The following is a 24,096-nucleotide window of genomic DNA, read 5'->3' as shown; positions in this document are numbered from 1 at the left end:
CGAACTAGCTCCGGAAGTGACAGGCAACAAAACGGAGGGGCTGACGGGAATCGAACCCGCGCTGTCTGCTTGGGAAGCAGAAGTTCTGCCATTGAACTACAGCCCCGTGATGTGGCCGGTCACCCGGCACATCGACCTCCATCATAACCAGGCGGCGCCGCCCGTTCCGGCCGGCGGCCCCACAAGCCGCGGAAACACGGCGGAAATCCCGACCGCCTACCGTCGGAGACGGAGACCGAACGGACCCGCGAGGAGGTGCGCGTGACCACGCCGTCGCCCGACCTCGCCCGCGTCGTCGATGCTCTGCACGCGATGCTGGCCGTCGCGGTCTCGCAGGGCCTCGAGAAGCTGCCGGCCGAGCGGGAGCTCGCCGAGAAGCTCGACGTGTCGCGCAACATGCTCCGCCGCGCACTGGAGGTGCTCGAAGCCGAGCACGCGATCGTCCGCTCGCCCGGCAGGGGCGGTGGGGCGTTCATCACCGCGGTGACCGAGTCGCCGCCCGTGCCGCCCGCGCTCTTCGATGCGCCGTCGCGCAAGCTCGCACGCGACCTCAACGCGATCAAGGGGATCCCGCAGATGCTCGTCGAGCAGGGATTCGAACCGACCACGCGCGTGCTGGCCGAGTCGGTCGAGCCGGCATCGGAGGGGATCGCCGCCGCGCTCGGGATGGACACCGGCGGTCCGGTCATCTCGCTTCTGCGGCTGCGGCTCGCCGACGGGAGCCCGCTGTCGCTCGAGCGGATGTTCCTGGATGCCGCACGGTTCCCCGATCTGCTGAGTCACAGCCCGATCGGGTCTCTCTACGCGCTGCTGCGCGAGGAGTACGGGGTGACGGTGGCGACCGCGGAGGAGCAGATCGAGCTCGTCGAGGCGTCCCGGCAGGTGGCACGTCTTCTGGGGATCAAGCCGTGGGCGCCGCTCCTCGCCCTCCGCCGGGTGAGCCGGCGCGACGACGGGACACCTGTGGAGGCGTCGATCGACCTCTTCCGCCCCGAGCTCACCCGGCTCGTCGTGCGCACGGTCGTCGGCGACCACTGACGCCGAGCGCACCCCTCGTGCGCCTACCAGAAATGGTTGGCCCGTATGCGGCTGCATGTTTAACACGGCGTTCACGGGGACCCGCCGGACCAGAAATGGTCCACGTCGAGTCTTGACCTCGAAGAGTCGTCCCCGGCTGCCTCACCCGAGCAGCCCACCACTTCCGAGGAGTTTCGCGTGAACAGCACCGTCACCAAGCGGATCCTGGCCGCCGGCGTCGTCATCGCCGCGCTGGGCCTGACCGCCTGCAGCACCACCGACACCGGCACCACCGCCGGCGCCGACGAGCCGAAGGGCGCCGTGGCCATGGGCTTCGCCGGCGCCGACATCACCATCTGGAACGACCAGCTGGAGATCATGCGCCCGATCGTCGAGGCCGCGGGCTACGAGTTCCTCACCGACGACCCGCAGTGGGACGTCAACCGCCAGGTGTCGAGCTGGCAGGCGTGGATCAACCGCGGTGACGTCAAGGCGATCGCTGGCTACCCGGTGACTCCGGATGCCATGGTGCCCGTCACCCAGCAGGCGGAGGCCGCCGGCATCCCGGTGTTCGGCTACCTGATCGGCTGGGAGGGAACGGCCGGCACGACGGTCGTCGACTCGTACGACGGCGGGTTCGAGCTCGCCGCGAACGCCGCGACGGAACTCCAGGCGTCCGGCGCCGAGGACGACCTCACGGTGGTCATCGTGGGCAGCCGCGACAGCGACTTCGGCGCCGACGCGATGGACGGACTGATCGAGGGCTTCACCTCGGTGATGCCCGACGCCTCGATCGTCGAGCAGACGGCGACCACCCGCGAAGAGGGCTACAACATCGCCAAGGCGCAGATGACGGCCGACCCCGAGAGCCACGTCTGGCTGGGCGCGTCCAACGACAACATCCTCGGTGTCTACCAGGCGCTGATCGAGGAGGGTGTGGCCGCGGACGACCCGGACTTCTACCTCGCCAGCCGCGACGCGACGAACGAGACGCTCGACCTCATCAAGATCGAGGGCTCCATCTACCGCACCTCGCTCGTGGTGCCGGCTCAGGCGCTGGCCGAGGCCAACGCGAAGCTGCTCATCGACGGCGCCGAGGGCAAGGAGACGAGCGACATCGTCGTCCCGGGCGTTCTCGTGACCGCCGAGGATGCCGACCAGTACTACGTCGGCTGACCGTACCCGCCGGGGCCGGCGCCCACCCGCGCCGGCCCCGGCATCGCCGCCGCAACGGACCCCCTCTCGATCCAGGAGCTGAGCATGACCACCGCACGCCTCGCCTTCGACGATGTGACCGTCGACTTCGGCGTCACCCGGGCCCTTGACGGCGTCGACCTGTCCTTCGCCCCCGGCGAGATCGTCGGCCTCCTCGGTCACAACGGTGCCGGGAAGTCCACGCTCGTGAACGTCGCGACCGGCGCCGTCCGTGCCACGGGGGGCCGGATGCTGGTGGACGGCGAGCACGTGGCGGCCGACACGCCCCGTCAGGCCGCCGAGCTCGGGATCACCGTCATCCACCAGACGCCCGCGCTCGTCGGGAACCTGACGGTCCTCGACAACCTCTACCTCGGCCGTGACCGGACCGGACGCGCGAAGGCCGACCGCACCGCGGCGCGCGCGGCGCTCGCCGAGGTGGGCGGTGACGACCTCACGCTCGACACTATGGTCGCGACCCTCGAGCTCGGTCAGCGTCAGGTCGTGGACCTCGCCCGCGGCCTGCTCCACGGCGAGATGAAGGTCCTGCTCCTCGACGAGCCGACCGCCGCGCTCGGCCAGGCGGAGACCGATGCCCTCCACGCGCTCATCCGCCGGCTCGCCGCGAAGGGCACGACGGTCATCTACGTCTCCCACCGTCTGCCCGACATCATCGAGGTCTGCGACCGCGTCGCGATCCTGCGCGAGGGGAAGGTGGCCGGCGAGCACGCCGTCACGGGCCTCAGCGCCAGAGCACTCGCGACCGCGCTCGTCCCCGATCTCGAGGAGGCGGAGCACGTCGCGGCGACGGTCGGCGCCCCGGTCCTCGAGATCACCGCGCCTCACCCGCTGACCTTCCGTGCGGGCGAGGTCGTCGGCCTGTTCGGTGTGGCGGCGGGGGAGCAGTTCGAGCTCCTGAACGCGCTGCACGGCGCCGGCGGCGTCGAGGCGACGCTGAACGGCGACCCGTATCGAGCGCGGACGCCGCTCGAAGCGATCCGGCAGGGCGTGCACCTCGTCGTCGCCGACCGCGACCGCGACGGCCTCATCGCGGGCCTCGCCGCGCGCGACAACGTCTACCTGCCGTGGCGGGGACGGAAGGTGGCGGGCGCGAAGGTCGCCCCGACGCAGCGCTCCCGGGTCGCCGGTTACGCCGACGCGCGGCGCCGTCTCGGCATCCTGGGCCCCGGGCCGGAGTCGCCGATCTCGGCGTTCTCCGGCGGCAATCGCCAGAAGCACCTTCTCGCCGCGTGGCTGTACCCCGCGGTGCCGACCGTGCTGCTGCTCGCCCAGCCCACCCAGGGGGTCGACGTCGGCGCGAAGGCCGACATCCGCCGGGCCGTCCGGCAGGCGGCCGCCGAAGGGGCGACGGTCCTCGTCGCGAGCGCGGAGAGCGACGAGATCGCCGGCCTCTGCGACCGCAGCTATGTGCTCTCGGGCGGCGGCATGGCCGAGCTCGCGCGCACCCCCGACTTCGACGCAGCGCTGCTGCAGACCCTGCTCGACCTCATTCCCACGAAGGGCGTCCTCGCATGAACCTCACCCAGTTGAAGATCCTGCTCGCCAAGAACGGCGCGATCGTCGCGCTGATCCTGCTCGTGATCGTCTTCACGATGCTGAACCCGCGGTTCGTCCAGCCGGGGAACCTCATCACGATCGTGCTGTCGATGGCGGAGGTGGGGATCATCGCGATCCCGCTCGCCTACCTCGTCATGAGCGGATCGATCGACCTGTCCGTCGGCTCGGTCGCAAGTCTCGGGTCGGTCGTCTGCGGCCTCGTGGCGACGGGCACGGGCAGCATCTGGTTGGGGATCGGGGCGGGGACCGCAGCGGGCCTCGTGACCGGGCTCATCACCGGCGTCCTCGTCGAGCACCTGCGGCTGAACCCTCTGGTGGTGACGCTCGGTCTGCTGAACGTATGGGCGGGACTCGCGCTCTTCCTCACGAACGGACGCACGATCACGGGACTGCCCGCCGAGTCGCGCGACATCGCCGGGTTCGCCCTCTTCGGCGTCGTCCCGCTGCCGATGCTGCTCCTCCTGATCGTCACGGTCGCCGCGTGGTGGGTGCTCAACTACCGCCCCTTCGGCCGGCAGCTCCTGGCCGCGGGCGGCAACCAGCGGGCGGCGTTCCTCATGGGCATCAACGTCCGCTCCGTGCGCCTGCGCCTCTTCGTGCTCGCGGGCGTCGCCGCCGCGTTCGCCGGCGCTCTCATGACCCTGAAGCTCCAGGCCGGCTCCCCGACCACAGGCCAGGGGCTCGAGTTCAGCGCCCTCACCGTGGTGCTCCTCGGCGGAGTCGCGGTCGCCGGCGGGGCGGGCCGGATCAGCGGCGTGATCGCCGGTCTCCTGTTCGTCGGCGTGCTGCGCAACGGCCTCGTGATCCTCGGGGTCAGCCAGTTCCTGCAGACGATGATCGTCGGCCTCACCCTCGTCGTCGCGATCTCGCTCGACGAGACCCTCCAACGGGTGCTGAAGTCCGCGTGGAACAACCTCGCCAAGCAGCGGACGACGCAGAAGGCCGCGTCGGTCGAGGAGGCGGCGGCCGAGACCCCCGAGCCCGTCCGCAACTGAGCCGGCCCGCTCCCACTGCGCCCCAGCCGGCCCGCCGAACGACCCCCCGAGAACCACAAGGAACCCCACATGACCACCGACGCGCCCGTCTCCCTCTCTTCGATCATGGACGGCAACAGCTTCCGGATCGCCGACCTCGACCGGCTCGCCCCTGCCGCGCAGCAGCTCGTGCTCCGCCGGCAGGCAAGCCTCGGTCCGAGCTACCGCCTCTTCTACCGGACGCCCGTCCACGCGGTGTCGGGCTCCGGCGCCTACCTCTACGACGCCGACGGCACCCGCATCCTCGACGCCTACAACAACGTCCCGAGCGTCGGGCACGCGAACCCCGCGGTCGTGGACGCCGTGACGACCCAGATGCGGAAGCTCAACACCCACACGCGGTACCTCCAGGACGGGATCGTCGCCTACTCCGAGCAGCTGCTGGCGACCCTTCCCGACCACGTCGGGTCGATCATGTTCACGAACTCCGGCTCGGAGTCGAACGACCTCGCGATCCGGATCGCGCGCCTGTGGACGGGAGGTCAGGGCATCGTCGTGACCGCCGAGGCCTACCACGGCACCACGGAGCTCCTCAGCCGCGTCTCGCCGGCGATCTCCGGCGGGTTCCCCGACGACGACACCGTGCGGATCATCCCCGCGCCCGACCCCTACCGGGTCGAGACCGACGACATCGGCGCGTGGTTCGCCGATCGTGTCCGCGAGGCGTTCGACGACCTGCGGGCCCACGGCATCCAGCCCGCGGCGTTCCTGGCCGACTCGATCTTCTCCTCCGACGGCATCTACCCCGACCCGCGCGGCTTCCTCGCCCCGGCGATCGACGTGGTCCACGAGTACGGCGCGCTCTTCATCGCCGACGAGGTGCAGCCCGGGTTCGCGCGGACGGGGGCCACCTTCTGGGGCTTCCAGCGCCACGGCGTCGAGGCCGACCTCGTGTCGATGGGGAAGCCCATGGGGAACGGCGTGCCGGTGGCGGCCCTCGCCGGCCGCCCCGAGATCCTCGCCCGGTTCGGCAAGGAGGTGCCCTACTTCAACACGTTCGGCGGCAACTCGGTGTCGATCGCCGCAGCGCAGGCAGTGCTCGACTACATCCAGTCGACCGACCTCATGAGCTCCGTGGCGCGCACCGGAACGCTCCTGCGCGAGGGGATCGAGGCGCTGGCCGCGGGCCGGCCGCTCATCGGCGACGTCCGCGGCGCCGGCCTCTACATCGGCGTCGACATCGTGTCCGACCCCGACACGAAGGCCCCCGACTCGCCGGCCGCCCTCGGGATCGTCAACGCCCTGCGCGAGCGCAACGTCCTCATCAGCGTCGCCGGCCCCGGCAACAACGTGCTGAAGATCCGGCCGCCTCTCGTGTTCGGCGAGCGGGAGGCCCAGCTCCTGCTGACCACCCTCGACGACGTGCTGGAGGAGGTCGCGCCGCGATGACGTGGCCGGATGCCGTGCTGTGGGACATGGACGGGACGTTCATCGACTCCGAGCGTGCGTGGCTCGACGGCGCCCGCACCCTTGCGGCGCGCTCGGGAGTCACCGTGCAGCGGGCCGACCTCGATCGCCTCGTCGGAGCGAGCATGGCGACGACCGCCGCGGTTCTCCAGGCGGCCGGGGTGGCGGGCGACGCCGACGAGATCATCGCGGAGCTCACCGAGCGGGTGCACGTCGGGCTGGTCGACGACCTCGTCTTCCGGCCCGGCGCGCTCGCGCTCGCCGCAGAGGTGGCGGCCGCCGGTATCCCGCAGGCGATCGTCAGCATGTCGAACCGGAGGATCGTCGACCACGTGATCGCGGTCGCTCCGGTGGCCCTGGCCTCGGTCGCGGGAGACGATGTCGCGAACGGCAAGCCGCACCCCGAGGCCTATCTCACGGCGGCTGCTCGGCTCGGCGTCGCCATCGAGCGCTGCATCGTCCTCGAGGACAGCGCGACCGGTCTTGCCGCCGGCGTCGCGAGCGGCGCCGTGGCGGTAGCGGTGCCCTTCTACCTGCCCGTCGACGCATCGGCCGCGGCGGCAGAGTGGGACGCGCTCGAGGGGCGGACGCTCACAGACCTGCAACGCCTGGCGCCGCGGTCGAGTCCGCCGTCCATTCCGTCCGATGACAACACCGCCCTGCTCCCCACGCCCACTCTCATCACGGAGGAACGATGACCACTCACGCCCCGACCACCGCCTCGCTCACGAGCGCCACCGCCGCCGACCTCGCGGGCTGGTACCGCGACGGCAGCGTCTCGCCCGTCGACGCGACCCAGGCCGCGATCGACGTCGCCGCATCGGCCGGCGTCGAGCTGAACGCGGTCGCCGTGATGAACGCCGAGCAGGCGCTCGAGGATGCCGCCGCGAGCGCCGCGCGCTGGGCCGCCGGCACGCCGCTCAGCGACCTCGACGGCGTCCCTGTCTCCGTGAAGGACAGCTTCCCGATGGTGGGGCTGCCGCGCTGGCACGGGAGCAAGCTGAACGACGCCGCTCCGGCATCCGCCCACGACGGGGCTCCGGTGCGCCGCCTCCGCGAGGCCGGCGCGACGCTGTTCGCCAAGACCTCGATGCCCGACTTCGGGCTCATCGGCGCCGGGGTCAGCTCCCAGTTCGGCATCATCCGCAACCCGTGGAACCCGGCGCTCAACCCCGGCGGTTCCTCGAGCGGATCGGGGGCTCTCGTGGCGCTCGGCGCCGGACCGCTGTCGATCGGCACGGACATGGGCGGCTCGGTGCGACTTCCCGCCGCGCTGTGCGGCCTCGCGGGCCTGAAGCCCACGCAGGGGCGGATCGCCTACGACCCGCCGAAGCTCATCGGCAGCGCCGGCCCCATGGCCCGGACGATCGCGGACACCGCGACGCTCCTGCGCGTCATCGGCAAGCCCGACCTCACCGACCACCTGAGCCTCCCCGGAGCCTTCGAGGGCGACGGCGCCGCCCTGGCATCCCTCACGGGGGTGACGGTCGGTCTCCTCCTGGCCACCGACGTCCCCGGCGGCGTCGACGAGGAGGTGGCTGAGGCGGTGCTCGCACAGGCGGCCGTGCTCTCCGCCCACGGCGCGACCGTCGTGCCGATCGAGGAGCCGCTGACCACCGCGGTCGATCGGGAGAGCTTCATGACCGTGCTCTCGACCCGGGGCCTTCCGGAGCTGCTGGCGGTGCCGGAGGAACTGTGGCCCCTGCTGCCCCCGCAGCTGCTCGAGCAGCTGCTCAGCCGCACCGACATCACGGCGGTCGAGCACGTCGCGAACGAGAAGAAGCTCGACGGCGTCCGCGCCAAGATCGCGGCCGTCCTGAACGCCTTCGACTACGTCCTCTCGCCCGTGACGCCGGTCGTTTCGTTCCCCGCGGAGAACGTCACCCCCGTGCGCAACGACTACTCGCTCGACCACATGGTCTTCACCTCGCCGTACAACCTCACGAGCCTCCCCGCCGGCACGGTGCCGGTCGCGATGTCGGCGAGCGGGATGCCGATCGGGGTGCAGATCGGCGGCCGACGCTTCGACGACGCAGGCGTGCTCGCCGTGCTCGCGCTCCTGGAGCAGGAGCGCTCGTTCGACCTCGCCTTCCCGTTCGCGGGGGTCGCCGGCGCATGAGCGCGCGGCTGAGCGGCCTTCCTGACGAGTGGGCGAGCCTGGACTGGCAGCCCACCGGCATCGGCGCGGCGCTCCTCAGCTGGCAGGGCGCCTCGCACGAGAGCTGGCGCGCGACGACGGCTGCCGGGGTCGGCGTGATCGGGAAGGCGCCGCGCCCGCACGCCGCCGCGAGCGCGGCCGCCGTCGCCCGTGCGGCGGCGTCACGGGCCGGGGTCGGTCCGCGGATGCTCGTCGTCGACGCGGCGTCGGGGATCTCGGTCGAGGAGGCGCTGGGCCCGGACTGGCGCGTCGCGACGGGACTGCGACTGCAGGCCCCCGGCGCGGTGGCCGCCGTGGCGGCGGCCCGGCGCGCGTTCCGGGAGTCGGGCGCCGACCTTCCCCCGCGGGATCTCGGCGCGGAGGCGCAGGCGATGATCGACGGGTTCGCCGCCGCGGGCGCGGAGCTGCCCCTCACGATCGCACCGCTCGCCGTCGTGCTGCCGCGCGTGCGGGCGGCTGTGGCGGGCGGTCCGGCACCGATGCCGTGCTGGCTCTCGTCGGAGATGTCCGACATCCAGCTGGGTCCGGACGGCGCCGTGCTCCTCACGGGCGGCACGACGGCGGGCCTGGCCGACCCGCTCGCCGACGTCGGGAGCCTCCTCACCGAGCTGGCCCCGACGGTGCTCCCGGCGGAGGAGGCGTTCGAGATCATCTGGGGGAGCCCGCACGCCGGCGCCCTCGCCCGCGCACGTCTGTGGGGCGTCATCGTCGACCTCTGGGTGCTGCTGCGCGCGATGCAGGCGCACGCGCTCGATCCCGAGTCCGAAGTCGGCTACCCCGGGTACCTGATGTTCCGCACGTGGCACGCCGAGTACCCGGTGCTGACCGGCGAGATCGACGCGCTCATCATGCGGGCCGAGGAGGGATGGGAATGACCGTCACGTATTGGCACGCACTTGGGCCCGGCGCCCTCGCCGAGGCGGTCGAGACACTCCCCGGCTGGCCGTTCGGCGGCGACCTGCGGATGGAGCGGATCTCTTCGGGAACGACGAACGTGAACTGGCGGATGATCGCGCCCGACGGCATCCGCTTCCTGAAGGTTCCGGGTCAGGGCGCGGAGGCCTTCGTCGACCGGCAGGCGGCGCACGAGGCGGCGGTCGTGGCCGCCTCGACCGGAGTGGGGCCTGACGTCCTCTATTTCGACGACGCGACCGGCATCGAGGTGAGCGCGTTCCTCGACGGCTACCGCTCCTCGGGCGCGGGAGACCTGCTGTCGCCGACGGGCATGACCGAGGTCATGCGGCTCTACCGTCAGCTCCACGGCGGGGAACTCCTCTCGGTGACCAAGACGCTCTTCGACATGATCGACGAGCACCAGGCGCAGATCGCCGAGACGGGGCGTCCGCTCCAGCCGTACCAGCGCGAGGTGCAGGAGCGGTGGCGTCCGATCCAGGAGCGCTACGTCGCCGGAGGGCTCGAGCTGGTCCCCGGGCACAACGACCCGAACCCGCCGAACTTCATGGTCAAGCCGGGTGCGCCCATGATGCTCATCGACTTCGACTACGCCGCCAATACCGATCGGTATTACGAACTCGGGGCGTACCTCACCATCATGGGTATCCCGGGCGACGTGCGCCGCAGGCTCTTCGCGGCGTACGCCGGCGCGGAGCCGACCGAGGGTCAGCTCGCGCGCCTCTACCTCTCGGGCATCGGCACGCTCGTGAAGTGGGGGCACTGGGCTCTCTACAACTCGGTCGTCCGCGACATCGACTTCGACTACGAGAAGTACGGCGCCGGCATGCTCCTCGGCGCCCTCACGATGCTGAAGAGCGACGCGTGCGTCCGGGCGGTCGCGGCGCTGTAGTCCGGGCTGGACGCCGACGCCGACGCCGAGCCGCCGCTGCGCCGATCAGGCCGAAGTGCTCTCCCGCATGACGAGGCGGTGTGGCGCGACGATGCGCTGCGCGGACTCGGCCGGGTCGTCGATCCTGGCGAGGAGCCTGCCGATCGCCTCACGGGCGATGAACGGGGTGTCGAGGGAGACCGTGCTCAGCGAGGGACGGCCGTACCGCCCCTCCTCGATGTCGTCGATGCCGATGACGGCGATGTCCTCGGGGACGCTCAGGCCCGCGTCGAAGATCGCGCGGATCGCGCCGACGGCGAGCAGATCCGAGAAGCAGAAGATGGCGTCGGGCCTCGTCGGCCGCTCGCACAGCTCCATCGTGGCGCGGTAGCCGTCGGCGCGGCTGTAGTGGGGGGCAGGAAGCATCCATTCGGGGTCGACGGGAAGGCCTGCGTCGGTGAGGGCCGCCTCGTAGCCGGCGGTCCGCTGGCGGGGCGTGGCGTACTCCTCCTCGGGCTGGGCGCCGATCGCGGCGATGCGGCGGCGACCGATCGCGACGAGGTGCGCGACGGCCTCGCGGGCCGCGGCGACGTTGTCGATCGCGACGTGGTCGAAGCGGCCGTCGAACTCGTGCTCGCCGAGGAGGACGAGGGGCACGCCGCTGCGGGAGTGCTTCATCTCGAGCAACTCGGACGAGGTGACGAGCGGGCTGAACAGCATGCCGTCGAAGAGCATGGTGCGGTCCTCGCCGAGGAGCAGTTCGCGCTCGCGCTGGTGGTCGTTGCCGGTCTGATCGATCATGACCCGGTAGCCCTGAACGGCGGCGGCGTCGATCACGTCGCGGGCGAGCTCGCTGAAGTAGGGGACGTCGATCTCGGGCACGACGAGCGCGAGGGCACCGGTCCGGCCGGTGCGGAGGGTGCGGGCGACGGGGTTCGCGCGGTAGTCGAGCTCCTCGATCACGCGCATGACGCGTTCGCGCATCTGCTCGCTGACGTGGGTGTACCCGCTCACGACGTTCGAGACCGTGCGGACGGATACCCCGGCGCGGTCGGCGACGTCACGGAGCGTGGCAGGCATGCTCACATTCTAGGCTTGCAACGTGTGCAAACGTCAGGCTAGTGTTTGCATCGTTGGCAAACACGAAGGAGTGTGAGATGCACCTCACCCGCACAGCAACGGTGCGCACGGCAGCAGCCGGCGCAGCAGCGGTCCTGGCCACCGTGGCCCTGACCGCCTGCGGTCCCGACATCTCGGCGCCCGCCGAATCATCGGACCCGAACGTCCTCCAGGCTCCCTCCGAGGAGAGCCCGTCGGGCGAGATCACGATCTGGGATCGAGAGGGCGACCTGTTCACCGTCTTCGAGAACACGATCGCCGCGTTCAACGAGAAGTATCCCGACATCACGGTGAACCACGTCGCGGTCGACATCGACGCGAAGCTGCAGAACACCCTCATTACCGGCACCGACGTGCCCGACGGAGTGTTCCTCGACGACGCGCGCGTGTCGAGCTTCACCGACTTCCTCTGGGACCTCTCGGACGTCCTCGAGCCCTACGCGGCCGACATCGCGCCGCAGAAGCTCGCCGTGAACACCGCCGCGGACGGCATCTACGGCATCCCGTTCGACCTCGACCCTGGGCTGCTCTACTACAACGAGGCGGCGCTGACGGCGGCGGGAGTGGATGCCACGCAGATCGAGACGTACGACGACCTGCTCGACGCGGCGCGCGCCTATCAGGAGGCGGTGCCGAGCGCGAAGCCGATCCACCTGGAGCAGGCGCCGTTCCTCGCGCAGCTCCAGTTGGAGATGTACGCGAACCAGCTCGCCACGTCGCTCGGCGACGAGGCCGGCGAGCTGCGACTCGACAGCCCGGAGTACGAGCGGATCCTGACGTTCCTCGACACAGTGAACGACGAAGGGCTCGGCACCCGCGCCGAGTACCTGAGCCCGACCGACATCGGCGAGCTCGAGAACGGCAACCAGGTGTTCTATCCCTGGGCGATCTGGTTCAGCTTCGCGCCGCAGCAGCTCCTCCCCGAGACGAGCGGCGACTGGCGGGCGATGGAGCTTCCCGCGTGGGAGGCCGGCGGCGCCCGCAGCGGCGCGATGGGCGGCTCGTCGTTCGTGCTGCCGAAGGACGGGGAGAACTCCGACCTCGCGTGGCTGTTCTACGAGTTCCTGATGTTCGACGAGGCCGGCTACTCGGCCGTATGGGGGCCGAACGAGGTCTACCCGAACGGACTGAACACCTCGATCCCCAGCTACCTGCCCGCCGCCGACCCGGCCAGCCCGCTCTTCGGCGAGGTCGAGGCGCTCGGCGGCCAGGACCTGTGGGAGGTCGCGACCTCGGCCGGTGCGGAGATCCCCGCCGCCGGTCCGATCCCGACCTGGTGGGGAGGCGCCGTGGACTACCTCGGCAACGACCTCCAGCGCATGCTCGACGGCGATCTCGATCCCGCCGAGGTCATCTCGCAGTCCACCGAGCAGATCCAGACGAACCTCATCGACCGACAGTGACCGCCGTGACCACCCGCTCCGCCACCACGCCTCGCAGGCGACGCCTGTCCGGTGCACGCGTCCGGAGGCTCTCCGCCCCGTACGTCTTCGTGCTGCCGTTCATCGCGATCTTCCTCGCGTTCAGCGTGTACCCCCTGATCTACACGTTCCGCCTCAGCTTCACGAACTGGCGCGGATCCGGGGCGGCGGAGTGGGTCGGTCTCGGCAACTACACCTACCTGCTGACGAGCCCGCAGTTCTGGTCCTCGATCGGCAACTCCGCGGTGCTGTGGCTGCTCATCGTCCCGATCCAGCTGGTCATCGGTGTGGTGATCGCCGTACTGCTGAACTCGGCCACGCTGAAGTTCCGCGGGATGTACCGGATCGCGTACATCGTCCCGTTCGTGACGCCGCTGGTCGCGATCGCGCAGATCTGGATCGTGCTCTTCGACCAGGGCTACGGCGCGGTCAATGCCGTGCTGAATCTGTTCGGGATCCCCGACGTCGGCTGGCTGACGACGACCATGTGGGCCAAGCCGACGCTCGCGCTCCTGTTCCTGTGGAAGACGACCGGATTCATCGTGATCATCCTGCTGTCGGGCCTGCAGTCGATCGACGGCTCGATCTACGAGGCAGCGGCGATCGACGGCGCCAGCCGACCGCGGCAGCTCTGGAGCATCACGGTGCCGCTGCTGCGCCGCACGATCATGTTCTGCATCGTGCTGCAGACCCTCGCGGTGTTCCAGATGTTCGCCGAGCCGTACGTCATGACGCAGGGCGGGCCCTACAACTCGACGACAACCGCGGGCTACTACCTCTACAACCACATCACCCGGGCGGACCTCGGCACGGGGGCGGCGAACTCGTTTCTCCTCGTGATTTTGGTGCTGGCCCTCTCGCTCGGCTTCGTCCGACTGCTGCGAGCGAAGGACTGAGTCATGGCCACGACACGCACCCGTCCCGATCGCGTCCGAGGCGCCGTCTCGCACCTGGTCCTCGTCCTGCTGCTCCTCGGCTTCCTCGGGCCGGTCGTCTGGGCGCTGCTCTCCTCGTTCAAGCAGCCCGCCGACATCATCCGCTATCCGCTGCTGTTCGACCCGTCCACGTTCACGGTCGACAACTTCGTGCGGGTGTTCCACGACGTCCCGCTGGCGACGGGCTTCCTGAACACAGGGATCGTCCTTCTATTCAAGGGCGGCATCACGATGTTCTTCGCCCCGCTCGCGGGCTTCGCCTTCGCAAAGTACGACTTCCGCGGCAAGAATCTGATCTTCGGGGCGGTGCTCATCACCCTGATGCTCCCGACGATCGTCCTGATCATCCCGCTTTTGCTGCAGATGAAGGCGTTCGGGTGGATCAACACCTACCAGGCGCTCATCCTCCCCGGCGCGATCGATGCGTTCGCCATCTTCTGGATGCGACAGGTGATCTCCGCCGTGCCCGATGAGCTCATCGACGCCGCGCGCGTCGACGGCTGCAGCGAGTTCGGCATCTTCACGCGCATCGTGCTGCCCGTGATCCGCCCCGGACTCGCGGGCCTGGCGGTGCTCACGATCATGAACATCTACAACGACTTCGTCTGGCCGGTGATCGTCGCCAACACCGAGCAGATGGCGACGATCCAGGTGGTGCTCTCGGGCCTCGCCTCCACGATCAGCGGCAACCGGGTCGGGGCCGACTACGCCACGGTCACGGCAGAACTCCTCGCGGCGAGCTCCGTCGCACTCATCCCGCTTCTGATCCTGTTCATGGCTCTGCAGCGGCATTTCATCAACGGCATCCTCGCCGGCAGCGTGAAGGGCTGACCACACATGACGACGACCATCCCCGACGAGACGACGAGCGTCGGCACCGCGACGGTGCCGCGCCCCGAGTACCCGCGCCCCGATCGGGACCGCTCCGAGCGCTGGCTGTCGCTCAACGGCGCATGGGGCTTCGAGGCCGACGGCGCACCGGAGCGCATCACCGTGCCGTTCGCCTGGGAGACGGCGGCGTCCGGCGTCGGACGCACCTGGCTGGAGCAGGCGACGTACCGCCGCCGCATCGAGGTGCCGGCGTCCTGGTCGGGCGCGCGCGTCGTGCTCTGCTTCGGCGCCGTGCACCACCACGCCGTCGTCGAGGTGAACGGCATCCGGGTCGGGGAGCACCGCGGGGGCTACGAGTACTTCGAGTTCGACATCACCGACGCCCTGCGCGCGTCCGCAGACCGGCGCACCGACGAGGCGTCGAGCGCGGGAGACGAGATCGCCGTCGCCGTGCACGCGCCGGCCGACAAGCGGGAGATCCCGCACGGCAAGCAGCGCTCGATCCCGCGCGACGACTACGACGGAGTGTCGTTCACCCCCACGTCGGGCATCTGGCAGAGCGTGTGGCTCGAGGCGCGGGGAAGCACGTACGCTCAATCGGTCGCGATGCGCGGCGACAGCCTCGACGGATTCGACGTGCGCGTCGTGCTCGACGGCGACCGTCCGGCCGGAGCCGAGGTCCAGCTCGAGCTCGAAGGCTCGGAGGAGCGGATCCTCCTCGTCGCCGACCCGGAGGGGGTCGCCGAAGGGCGGATGCCAGTGGCGTCGCCCCGGCTGTGGTCTCCCGAGGACCCGCACCTCTACCGCCTTCGCGTCCGCACCGGCGACGACCTCGTCACGGTGACGGGCGGACTGCGTCGCATCGAGGCGCGCGGCGAGGAGCTCCATCTCAACGGGGAGCGCCTCTATGTCCGCGGGGTGCTCGATCAGGGCTACTGGCCGGAGACAGGCCTGACCGCTCCGACGGCGGAGGATCTCCTCCGCGACGTCGCGTGGGCGGCGGACCTCGGCTACAACCTCGTCCGCAAGCACCTGAAGTTCGAGGAGCCGCTGTGGCTCGCCGAGGCCGACCGGGCGGGGATGCTCGTCTGGGCGGAACCCGCTTGCCCGAGCCGGTACTCGCCGGCGTCCGCCGCCGCGTTCGAGGCGCAGCTCGAGGGCATGGTCGAGCGCGACGGCAACCACCCGAGCATCGTCATCTGGGGTCTCTACAACGAGGAGTGGGGGCTCGACTGGGACATCCCGGGGAGCCCCGCGCGCGCCGAGGCCGCGCGTCACGCGTACGACCGGCTCCGGGCGCTCGACGACTCGCGGCTGATCGTGGAGAACTCCGGCTGGTCGCACGTGAAGACCGACCTCCTCGACTGGCACTACTACGAACCCGACCTCGGAGAGTGGGCGCGCGCCGTCGGTGCGCTCGCGAGCGGTGAGCAGGAGACCTTCCCGGTGCGGCTGGGTCCCGACTTCGTCGTCGACAAGTCGCTGTACGGTTCGGACGACACGCCGCGCACCGGCATCCCGCTCATCAACAGCGAGTACGGCGAAGGGTTCACGAGCCTCGAGCGGATCTGGCACCTTCGCTGGGAGACGCAGGAGCTCCGCAGGCACGACCGGTACGCCGGCTACGTGTACACGGAGTTCGCCGACGTCGAGCACGAGGCGGCCGGGCTGCTGACGACCGACCGGCGGCTGAAGGATGGCGCGGGCCTGGTGCCTCGCGACGTCAACGCGGAGACGGTGATCGTCATCGACCTCGTCCCGCGTGCGGCCGGCGCTGACATCGTGCCGCCCGACGCGGAGACGACCGTCGACGTGCACATCTCGCATCACGGGACGGATGCCGTCCGCGGCACCGTCGTCGGTGCGTGGCTCGCCGCGTACGCGCCGCTGCCGGCGGAGGCGCCGCACGCCGGCGCCGAGTCCGCAGAGGTACAGGCGGTGCCGTTCCGGCTGTCGGACGCCGTGTCGATCGCCGTGCCGACGCACCCCGCCCCGGGCCGCTTCGGCCTCTGGTTCGTGGACGGCGCCGGCACGGTGCGAGCGCGCGCCTACCTCGACGCTGCGGAGGTCGAGTCGGCGAACCGCCGCGGCGCGCGCCCGGGGGAGTTTCCCGGGCACGCGCAGCCGGGCTGGACGCGCGGCTGAGGCGGGACCGCCCCGCCCGCCCCGCCTCTCAGCGGTGGCGGCGGGCGATCTCCTGGTACACGTCGAAGGCCGCGTTCTTGCGGCGGGCGAGCTGCTGGTCGCCGCCGCGCACGAGGTTCACGAGGCCGAAGTCGAGCATCCAGTCATCCACCGGCTTGTCGTCGAAGCGGTAGAGCCAGTCGACGAGGTCGAGGAAAGGGAACCACGTGTAGCCGACGATCGGGATGCCGTCGGCGCGCAGCACCTCGACCTCCTGCTCGGACTCGTGAAGCCACGCGATCTTCTCGTCTGGGGTGCCGACGAGCGACGTCTCGGTGATGACGATCGGCAGCCTGTAGCGCTCGCTGTACAGCTGCACGAGGTCGCGAAGTCCCGAGGTGCCCGCCTGGACGGGCGACTTCGTCCCGTCGTCGTCCATGCGGATCGTCGTGAACGCCGGGTAGTAGTTGACGCCGAGCACGTCGGGGGTGACGGCGTTGTCGGCGAACCAGGCGAGGTCGGCGTCGGTGTAGCCGTTCTCACCGAGCCAGGAGCGCAGCGGATGCGCGTCGTCCACGCGGCCGGTGATGAGGTCGAGGGCGAGGAACCGGCGCTCCTCGAGGAGCGCGCGGGGGAGCGGCGTCGTCTCGCCCTCGTAGCGGAAGCCGGCGTCGACGTGGACGAAGACGGCATCCGGATCGGCGGCGGCGATCTCCTGCTGGGTGCGGACCATGCCCTTGGCCAGGGCCTTCGTGACGGTGAGGAAGCCGTCGACGCCGGTGAGGTACGGCGGCCACTTGCCCATCTCGCCGCACCACTCCGCGTTGACGATGGGTTCGTTCAGCGGCGTGTAGTCGGTCCAGACGCCGCGGTAGCGCTCGGCGACCGCACGGCCGTACGCGGCGACCCGCTCGGGATACTGCGCGTTCAGGAACGAGTTCTCGAGCCACGTCGGCGTGCCGTAGTGCATGAGGTCGACGATGCAGCGGACGCCGAGCGCGCTCAGGTGCTCGGCGACCTGGTCGGTCCACGACCAGTCGAAGACGCCCGGCTCCGGCTCGACGAGGTACCAGGGCACGCCCCAGCGGACGAACTCGGCACCGGACTCCGCCACGAGGTCGAGGTCCTCGCGCCAGTGCGTGTAGTGCTGGGTGAGCTCGTACTCGTCGAGCTTGCGGTGACCCGGCCGGATCTGCGGGATGAAGGTGTCTTCGATGCCGACGCCGTAGCGGAGGCGGCCGTCGTCGTACCAGCGGTCCATGGATGCCTTTCGTTCGGGGGAGGATCGCGTCACTTGAGCCCGGTCGTGGCGATGCCGGCGACGAAGCTGCGCTGGATGAGGAGGAAGAAGACGACCACCGGCAGCAGTGCCAGGAGCGATCCCGCCATGAGCAGCCCGTACTCGACGACGTGCTGGCCCATGAAGAGGGCGAGGCCGGCGGGGAGCGTCGAGGACTCCAGGCTCGAGGACATGACCAGCGGCCACAGGAGGTCGTTCCAGTTGTACTGGAAGTGGAACAGACCCAACGTGAGCAGGGCGGGCTTGGCCAGCGGCATCACGATCTGACGGTAGATGCGCCACTCCGACGCGCCGTCGACCCGTGCCGCCTCCTCCAGGTCGCGCGGGAGCGAGAGAAAGAACTGCGTGAGGAAGAAGATGCCGAAGGCGTTGGTCATCCGCGGAATGATCATGCCGGGCAGGGTATTGGTGAGTCCGAACCCGTTGAGCATGTCGTAGAGCGGGATGAGCGTCACCTGGAACGGCAGCATCAGCAGGATGAGGATCAGCACCATGACGACGCCGCGGCCGCGGAAGGGCAGCCGCGCCAGCGCATAGGCCGCCATCGAGTCCAGCAGCAGCGAGATGATCGTCACGCCGCCGGCGAAGATGATCGTGTTGACGTAGAGCTGGGCGAACGGGATCCGCTCCCACACGTCGACGAAGTGCTCGAGGGTGAACTCTCGCGGCCACAGCGTCGGCGGGTAGGTGACGATGTCGGATTCCGGTTTGAACGCCGTGAAGACGAGCCACACGATCGGCAGCAGCATCAGCAGGGCGATGAGGATCGCGACGATCGCGAGCGCCCACTTCGATGCGCGGTAGAGGGTGAGGCGACGGCGGTCGAGGGCGCCGAGGTCGCGGGTGACGGGACGGTCGAGCGTGGTGGTCATCAGTACGTCACCGCCCGGCGCCGGAGCCAGCCGTACTGGACCATCGAGAGCGCGAAGACGAACAGCAGGAGCACGAACGAGATCGCCGAGGCGTACCCGAAGCGCAGCTCCTGGAACCCCTCGCGGTAGATGAGCATGACGAGTGTCTCCGTCTTGAAGTAGGGGCCGCCGCGGGTCATGACGTAGATCTGGTCGAAGGCCTGCAGGGTGGCGATGAGCGCGAGGACCGAGACGAGGAGGGTCTGGTTCGACAGGAGCGGGAGGGTCACGTTGCGGAAGCGCTGCCACGCGGTGGTGCCGTCGATCTTGGCCGCCTCGTACAGCTCGGCGGGGATGGACTGCAGGCCGGCGAGGTAGATGACCATGTAGAAGCCGACGAACTTCCACACGCCGACCATCATGACCGCGGGCATCGCGAAGCGCGGGTCGCTCAGCCAGCCCTGCTCGGTGACGATGCCGAGCTGGCCGAACCAGTAGGAGAGGAGCCCGATGTTCGGGTCGAGCAGGAACGACCACGCGATGGCGATGATCCCGAGCGACACGATGAACGGCAGGAAGATGGCGGTGCGCACGAACGTGCGGCCGAAGAACGCCTGGTTCAGCATCACGGCGAACACCAGCGCCAGGACGACGGTGACCGGGGCGACCACGACGGCGTAGAGGACGGTGTTCCAGAACGCGTTCCAGAACGCCGGATCGCCGGCGAGTTCGACGTAGTTGTCCAGCCCGATCCACTCGGCGGCGGCGATCAGGTTGTAGTTCGTGAGTGACAGGTAGACCGCCTGCGCCATCGGGTAGAGGGTGAACGCCACGAGCACGATGAGCGCGGGGGCGAGGAACAGCCACGCGGTGAGCTGCCGTCGGGATGCGGGACCGCGGCGCCGCCGCCGCGACAGGGCGGTCGGCGCGGACGAGCGGGCGGATGCGGCGGACAGGGCGGACGGGGCCGGATCGGTGACCGTCATCGGGGATCTCCTTGGGGTGCGACCCGCGCGGGCGGGCCGGACGCGCGGGCCGGAGCAACGCGCTCCGACCCGCGCGCGGGTGTCACTTGTCGAGTTCTGCCTGGACCTGCTCGGAGGCGGCGGGGAAGATCGAGTCGACCGTCCCGTCGCCGTTGAGGGCCTTCTGCAGCGACGGCCAGAAGATGGTCTCCGTGATGGTGCCGCCGGCGGCGACCCCTGCCAGCAGGATCTTCGCACGGCTCGCCACGGCGGCGTCTCCGAAGATCGCCGGGTACGGGCTGGCGGTCACCTTGTCGGCCACGTCGGCGCGGTTCGGGGGGAAGCCCGATCCGTCGGCCCAGGTGGTCTGCCCCTCGGCGGAGTTCCAGTACGCGAAGAACGCGTACGCGGCCTCCTTGGTCGCGTCGTCGGTGCCGGCCGGCAGGCCCATCGAGACCACGTCGGCGAGCACGGCGTCGCTGTCGGGACCTGCGGGCGGGGGAGCGATGCCGAAGTTCAGGCCCGCGTCCTCGAAGCCGGTGGTCATCCACGGTCCGACGATCTCGGTCGCGGCCTTCCCGGTGAGGAACAGCTTGTCGGCGTCGGCGCCCGACAGCCCGATCGGCGATGCCTTCTGGTTCTTCACGAGGTCCACCCAGAAGTTCAGCGCCTCGAGGCTCGCGTCGTCGCCGAGCATCGACGTGGTGCCGTCGTCGGAGACGACCGCACCGCCGGTGCCCCACAGCAGCGCGGGGAAGACGGGGACGGTCTCGTGGTCGCCGAGGGCGGTGGCGTACTGCTCGGGCTTGCCGTCGCCGTTCTCGTCGACGGTGAGCTTCGGGACCATCGCGGCGAACTCCTCCCACGTGGTGGGCGGCGCCTCGGGGTCGAGCCCGGCGGCCTCGAAGAGGTCCTTGTTGTAGTACATCATCATGGGCGTGTAGTTGACGGGGACCCCGTAGTTCACGCCGTCGAAGACGGAGGCGTTGATGGCCGCCTCGGCCAGGGCGGCGGAGTCGTTGCCCGCGTCCTCGTAGTAGTCGTCCACCGGCAGGAACATCCCCTGCTTGGCGAACTGCGGCATGCGCGCCGCCGACATGGCGATGATGTCGGGACCGTCGTTGCCGGCGACCGCAGTGAGGACCTTCTGGTACAGCGTGTCCCAGGGCATGATCTCGGCCTTCACCTCGACCTCGTCCTGCGACGCGTTGAAGTCCTCGATCACCTTCTCGAGCGCGGGCCCGTCGGGTCCGGTGAATCCGTTCCAGAACGTGAGCGAGATCTTGCCCCCGTCTCCGCCGTCTCCGCTGTCGCCGTTGCCGGTGGTCCCCTGTCCGGCGCAGCCGGTGAGCGCGAGCGCCAGGATGCCGGCGCCGGCGGTGGCGAGGCGGAGGCCGCGGGTGAGGCGGCGCCGCGGTGAGTGCTGTGTCTCCATCGATCTTCCTTTCTAGTTCAACGTTGAACGTGCGGGGTGCAATCTGTTATACCTGACGTGGTAATCGTTGAACAAGACCCTTTTGGTAATCGTTGAATGATGAACCCGGGTGTGACACTGTGAGTCGCACGAACGCATCGAAGGAGGTGGACCGAGTGGGCAGGACGACCCTGAAGGACGTCGCCGAGCGCGTGGGCGTCTCGGCCAAGACGGTCTCCAACGTGGTCAACGGCACCGGCTGGGTCACCGACGAGCTGAAGGCCCGCGTCCAGGCCGCCATCGTCGACCTCGGCTACCGACCGAACGTCGCGGCCCGCAACCTGCGCAGCGGCCGCACCGGCATGGTCGCCGTCGCCCTTCCGGACCTCAGTCAGCCCTACTTCGCCGAGCTCGCGTCCGACCTCGTGCGCGCTGCGCAGGAGCGCTCGATCACCGTTCTCATCAACCAGACCGACGGTCGGAAGGATGCCGAGGAGCGTATCGCCCACGGCATCGACCTCCCCCTCATGGACGGGCTGATCCTGAGCCCCCTCGCGCTGACCGCCGCCGACCTCGAGCACCGCGAGGATCCGACGCCCCTCATCCTCCTCGGCGAGCACATCGGCGAGACCTCGCTCCCGCACGTCGCGGTCGACAACACCGCCGCCGCGCGCGCCGCGGTGGAGCATCTGCTCTCCCGGGGCCGCCGCCGCATCGCCGCGATCGGCATGCAGCAGGACGGCCCGAACGAGACCTCGGTGCTCCGCCTGTCGGGATATCGCGCCGCGCTCGAGGCGGTGGGCATCCCGTTCGATCCCGCTCTCGTGGGCGTCGTCGACGGCTACCACCGCGCCGACGGCGCCGCCGCCGCCGCACACCTGCTCGACACCGGCGTGGAGTTCGACGCCGTCTTCGCCTTCAACGATCTGCTGGCCCTCGGCGCCCTCCACGTGCTCGGCGCGCGCGGCGTGAGCGTGCCCGAGCAGGTCGCGGTGATCGGCTTCGACGACATCGACGAGGCCAGCTACAGCACACCGTCGCTCAGCTCGGTCGCGCCCGACACGCGGGCACTCGCGCGCGCCGCCATCGACCTGCTGATCACCCCCTCGTCGGCAGGGTCGCCGGCGATCCCATTCACCATCGCCGACCGGGCGAGCACAGGAGGACACACGTGAGCGCCACCCCGCTTCCCGTCGCATCGACGCAGGACGGGACCTACCCGCGCCCTCAGCTGATGAGGCCGGACTGGGCCGACCTCACCGGGCCGTGGGACTTCGCGCTCGGCGCGCCAGACGCGCAGCCGGCAGAGGTCTCCTTCGACCGCACCATCACCGTGCCCTTCCCGCCCGAGTCCGCCGCCTCGGGGCTGGCGGAGTCCGGGATGCTGCACTCGGTCTGGTACCGCCGCGCGATCACGGCGGCCGACCTCGCGGCGGCGGGCGGCGACGCCGGCGACGGACGGGTGCTGCTCCACTTCGGCGCCGTGGACTGGGAGGCGACCGTCTGGGTCAACGGCGTGGTGGTGGCCACCCACCGCGGCGGCCAGTCCCCGTTCACCGCCGACATCACCGCGGTGCTGCGCGCCGACGGCGGCGATGAGATCGTCGTCCACGCCGTCGACGACCCCGAGGACGTATCGATCCTGCGTGGCAAGCAGGACTGGCGGGATCAGCCGCATGCCATCTGGTATCACCGCACGACCGGCATCTGGCAGCCGGTGTGGCTGGAGGTGGTGCCGCGCACCGCGATCGCGCGGCTCGGGTGGGACTCCGACATCCCCACGGCCGGCGTGAGCGTCGAGGTGGAGCTGTCCGGCCCCGTCGAGGACGACGCGTGGCTGCACGTCGAGCTGCGGCACGACGGCGAGATCCTCGCCGAGGCGCGGACGAAGGTGCTGTCCCGGTTCGAGACGCTGCGGCTCACGCTGCCGCGTCAGACGAACGGCCAGCAGCACGAGGAGCTCCTGTGGAGCCCCGAGAGCCCGCAGCTGATCGACGCCGTGGTCCGCCTCGCGTCGCCGTCCTCGTCCGATGCCGTGGCGAGCTACCTCGGCATGCGCAGCGTCGGCACCGACGGCACGGCCTTCCTCCTGAACGACCGGCCGACCAGGCTCCGGGCGGTGCTCGCCCAGAACTACTGGCCCGAGTCGCATCTGGCCGCTCCGAGCGCCGAGGCGCTCCGCCGGGAGGTCGAGCTCATCCGCGATCTGGGCTTCAACACAGCGCGCGTGCACCAGAAGGCCGAGGATCCCCGCTTCCTCTACTGGGCCGACCGGCTCGGCCTCATGGTGTGGGCCGAGACCGCCAGCGCCTACGCGTTCGATCGGCGCGCGGTGACCAACCTCGTCTCCGAGTGGACGAGCCTCGTCGGGCGCGACCAATCGCACCCCAGTGTGATCGTCTGGGTTCCGCTCAACGAGAGCTGGGGCGTGCAGCACATCGCCCACGATCCGCGTCAGCGCGCGCTCAGCCGCTCGGTGGCCGACATCACCCGCGCCCTCGACGGCTCGCGGCCCGTCATCTCCAACGACGGCTGGGAGCACACGCGCTCCGACATCTGGACGATCCACGACTACGAGGCGCGCCCCGAGGTCCTCGCCGCCCGCTACGGCGACGCCGCTTCGCTCGACGCCATGATCTCGGGCTTCGGGCCGGCCGGACGCCGCATCTCGGTCGACGGCGACACGGGCGTCAAGCCGATCATGCTGACCGAGTTCGGCGGAGTGAGCCTGCGTCCCGCGAACGGCACCGACTGGGGCTACTCCACGGCCGACACCCCGGAGGAGTTCGGCGACCGGGTGTGCGCCCTCATCGCCGCCGCCGAGGCCGCGCCGCCGCTGAGCGGGTTCTGCTACACCCAGCTCACCGACACCGGGCAGGAGACCAACGGCCTGCTGTATGACGACAGGTCGCCGAAGGTGCCCGTCGCGGCGATCCGGGCGGCCGTCCTCGGCCAGTAGGCTGGC

The 24,096-nt window shown here is 70.3% G+C and carries 20 protein-coding genes and 1 tRNA gene; 15 read left to right on the top strand and 6 right to left on the bottom strand.

Going from position 1 to position 24,096, the window contains the following annotated elements; genetic code table 11:
• Positions 1 to 35: 35 nt before the first annotated feature.
• Positions 36 to 106 (bottom strand) — tRNA-Gly (locus ACPWUT_RS14225).
• Positions 107 to 261: 155 nt separating this feature from the next.
• Here ACPWUT_RS14225 and ACPWUT_RS14220 point away from each other — a divergent pair.
• From ACPWUT_RS14220 to ACPWUT_RS14180, 9 genes are all read left to right on the top strand, one after another.
• Complete coding sequence (locus ACPWUT_RS14220; RefSeq protein WP_425838835.1) at positions 262 to 1,038, top strand: GntR family transcriptional regulator; 777 nt, start codon at positions 262 to 264, stop codon at positions 1,036 to 1,038.
• A 177-nt stretch (positions 1,039 to 1,215) separates the two neighbouring features.
• A complete protein-coding gene (locus ACPWUT_RS14215) occupies positions 1,216 to 2,193 on the top strand; it encodes a sugar ABC transporter substrate-binding protein (RefSeq protein ID WP_284528894.1) in 978 nt (325 codons plus the stop codon).
• Positions 2,194 to 2,277: 84 nt separating this feature from the next.
• The gene (locus tag ACPWUT_RS14210) at positions 2,278 to 3,747 is read left to right on the top strand and encodes an ATP-binding cassette domain-containing protein (RefSeq protein ID WP_425838831.1); all 1,470 of its coding nucleotides are present in this window, start codon (positions 2,278 to 2,280) and stop codon (positions 3,745 to 3,747) included.
• Entirely contained in the window at positions 3,744 to 4,784 is a 1,041-nt protein-coding gene (locus ACPWUT_RS14205) for an ABC transporter permease (RefSeq protein WP_425838828.1), read from the top strand. The genes ACPWUT_RS14210 and ACPWUT_RS14205 overlap by 4 nt, the downstream gene beginning before the upstream one ends.
• 69 nt (positions 4,785 to 4,853) lie before the next feature.
• Positions 4,854 to 6,212: an aspartate aminotransferase family protein gene (locus ACPWUT_RS14200; protein WP_425838825.1), complete on the top strand. Its 1,359-nt coding sequence runs from the start codon at positions 4,854 to 4,856 to the stop codon at positions 6,210 to 6,212.
• A complete protein-coding gene (locus tag ACPWUT_RS14195) occupies positions 6,209 to 6,928 on the top strand; it encodes an HAD family hydrolase (RefSeq protein ID WP_425838822.1) in 720 nt (239 codons plus the stop codon). The genes ACPWUT_RS14200 and ACPWUT_RS14195 overlap by 4 nt, the downstream gene beginning before the upstream one ends.
• A complete protein-coding gene (locus ACPWUT_RS14190) occupies positions 6,925 to 8,349 on the top strand; it encodes an amidase family protein (protein WP_425838818.1) in 1,425 nt (474 codons plus the stop codon). The genes ACPWUT_RS14195 and ACPWUT_RS14190 overlap by 4 nt, the downstream gene beginning before the upstream one ends.
• Positions 8,346 to 9,263, top strand: coding sequence for a hypothetical protein (locus tag ACPWUT_RS14185; RefSeq protein WP_425838815.1), 918 nt, complete (start codon positions 8,346 to 8,348; stop codon positions 9,261 to 9,263). The genes ACPWUT_RS14190 and ACPWUT_RS14185 overlap by 4 nt, the downstream gene beginning before the upstream one ends.
• Positions 9,260 to 10,192, top strand: coding sequence for a phosphotransferase (locus ACPWUT_RS14180; protein WP_284528904.1), 933 nt, complete (start codon positions 9,260 to 9,262; stop codon positions 10,190 to 10,192). The genes ACPWUT_RS14185 and ACPWUT_RS14180 overlap by 4 nt, the downstream gene beginning before the upstream one ends.
• Positions 10,193 to 10,237: 45 nt before the next feature.
• Here ACPWUT_RS14180 and ACPWUT_RS14175 read toward each other — a convergent pair whose 3' ends face one another.
• Positions 10,238 to 11,251 carry a LacI family DNA-binding transcriptional regulator gene (locus tag ACPWUT_RS14175; RefSeq protein WP_284528905.1) on the bottom strand — a complete coding sequence of 338 codons (1,014 nt, stop codon included), beginning with the start codon at positions 11,249 to 11,251 and terminating at the stop codon, positions 10,238 to 10,240.
• A gap of 77 nt (positions 11,252 to 11,328) precedes the next feature.
• Between ACPWUT_RS14175 and ACPWUT_RS14170 the strand changes: the two genes are divergently transcribed.
• From ACPWUT_RS14170 to ACPWUT_RS14155, 4 genes are read left to right on the top strand one after another with little or no spacing between them, the layout of a single operon-like run.
• Complete coding sequence (locus ACPWUT_RS14170) at positions 11,329 to 12,693, top strand: ABC transporter substrate-binding protein (RefSeq protein WP_425838811.1); 1,365 nt, start codon at positions 11,329 to 11,331, stop codon at positions 12,691 to 12,693.
• A gap of 5 nt (positions 12,694 to 12,698) precedes the next feature.
• Complete coding sequence (locus ACPWUT_RS14165) at positions 12,699 to 13,607, top strand: carbohydrate ABC transporter permease (RefSeq protein ID WP_425838808.1); 909 nt, start codon at positions 12,699 to 12,701, stop codon at positions 13,605 to 13,607.
• A gap of 3 nt (positions 13,608 to 13,610) precedes the next feature.
• Positions 13,611 to 14,477 (top strand): carbohydrate ABC transporter permease, encoded by an 867-nt coding sequence (locus ACPWUT_RS14160; protein ID WP_425838805.1) that lies wholly within the window; start codon positions 13,611 to 13,613, stop codon positions 14,475 to 14,477.
• A gap of 6 nt (positions 14,478 to 14,483) precedes the next feature.
• Positions 14,484 to 16,622, top strand: coding sequence for a glycoside hydrolase family 2 protein (locus ACPWUT_RS14155; protein WP_425838802.1), 2,139 nt, complete (start codon positions 14,484 to 14,486; stop codon positions 16,620 to 16,622).
• Positions 16,623 to 16,650: 28 nt separating this feature from the next.
• Here the strand turns inward: ACPWUT_RS14155 and ACPWUT_RS14150 are convergent, their stop codons facing one another.
• The 4 genes from ACPWUT_RS14150 to ACPWUT_RS14135 form a co-directional block, all read right to left on the bottom strand.
• The gene (locus ACPWUT_RS14150) at positions 16,651 to 17,862 is read right to left on the bottom strand and encodes a family 1 glycosylhydrolase (RefSeq protein ID WP_425838799.1); all 1,212 of its coding nucleotides are present in this window, start codon (positions 17,860 to 17,862) and stop codon (positions 16,651 to 16,653) included.
• A 29-nt stretch (positions 17,863 to 17,891) separates the two neighbouring features.
• Positions 17,892 to 18,773 (bottom strand): carbohydrate ABC transporter permease, encoded by an 882-nt coding sequence (locus ACPWUT_RS14145; protein ID WP_284528911.1) that lies wholly within the window; start codon positions 18,771 to 18,773, stop codon positions 17,892 to 17,894.
• Positions 18,773 to 19,738, bottom strand: coding sequence for a carbohydrate ABC transporter permease (locus ACPWUT_RS14140; RefSeq protein WP_284528912.1), 966 nt, complete (start codon positions 19,736 to 19,738; stop codon positions 18,773 to 18,775). Before ACPWUT_RS14140 ends, ACPWUT_RS14145 begins: the two co-directional genes overlap by 1 nt.
• Positions 19,739 to 19,820: 82 nt before the next feature.
• On the bottom strand, positions 19,821 to 21,152 hold the full coding sequence (locus tag ACPWUT_RS14135; RefSeq protein ID WP_284528913.1) for an ABC transporter substrate-binding protein: 1,332 nt from the start codon (positions 21,150 to 21,152) through the stop codon (positions 19,821 to 19,823).
• A 155-nt stretch (positions 21,153 to 21,307) separates the two neighbouring features.
• On the opposite strand from ACPWUT_RS14135, the gene ACPWUT_RS14130 reads away from it, so the two are divergent.
• A complete protein-coding gene (locus ACPWUT_RS14130; RefSeq protein WP_284528914.1) occupies positions 21,308 to 22,306 on the top strand; it encodes a LacI family DNA-binding transcriptional regulator in 999 nt (332 codons plus the stop codon).
• Positions 22,303 to 24,090 (top strand): glycoside hydrolase family 2 protein, encoded by a 1,788-nt coding sequence (locus ACPWUT_RS14125; RefSeq protein ID WP_425838793.1) that lies wholly within the window; start codon positions 22,303 to 22,305, stop codon positions 24,088 to 24,090. The genes ACPWUT_RS14130 and ACPWUT_RS14125 overlap by 4 nt, the downstream gene beginning before the upstream one ends.
• Positions 24,091 to 24,096 lie beyond the last annotated feature (6 nt).

Source organism: Microbacterium sp. PA5, assembly GCF_049860775.1.
Taxonomy (GTDB): Bacteria; Actinomycetota; Actinomycetes; order Actinomycetales; family Microbacteriaceae; genus Microbacterium.
The sequence above is the reverse complement of the archived record's forward strand: the minus strand, read 5'-3'. Positions and strand labels throughout refer to the sequence as shown.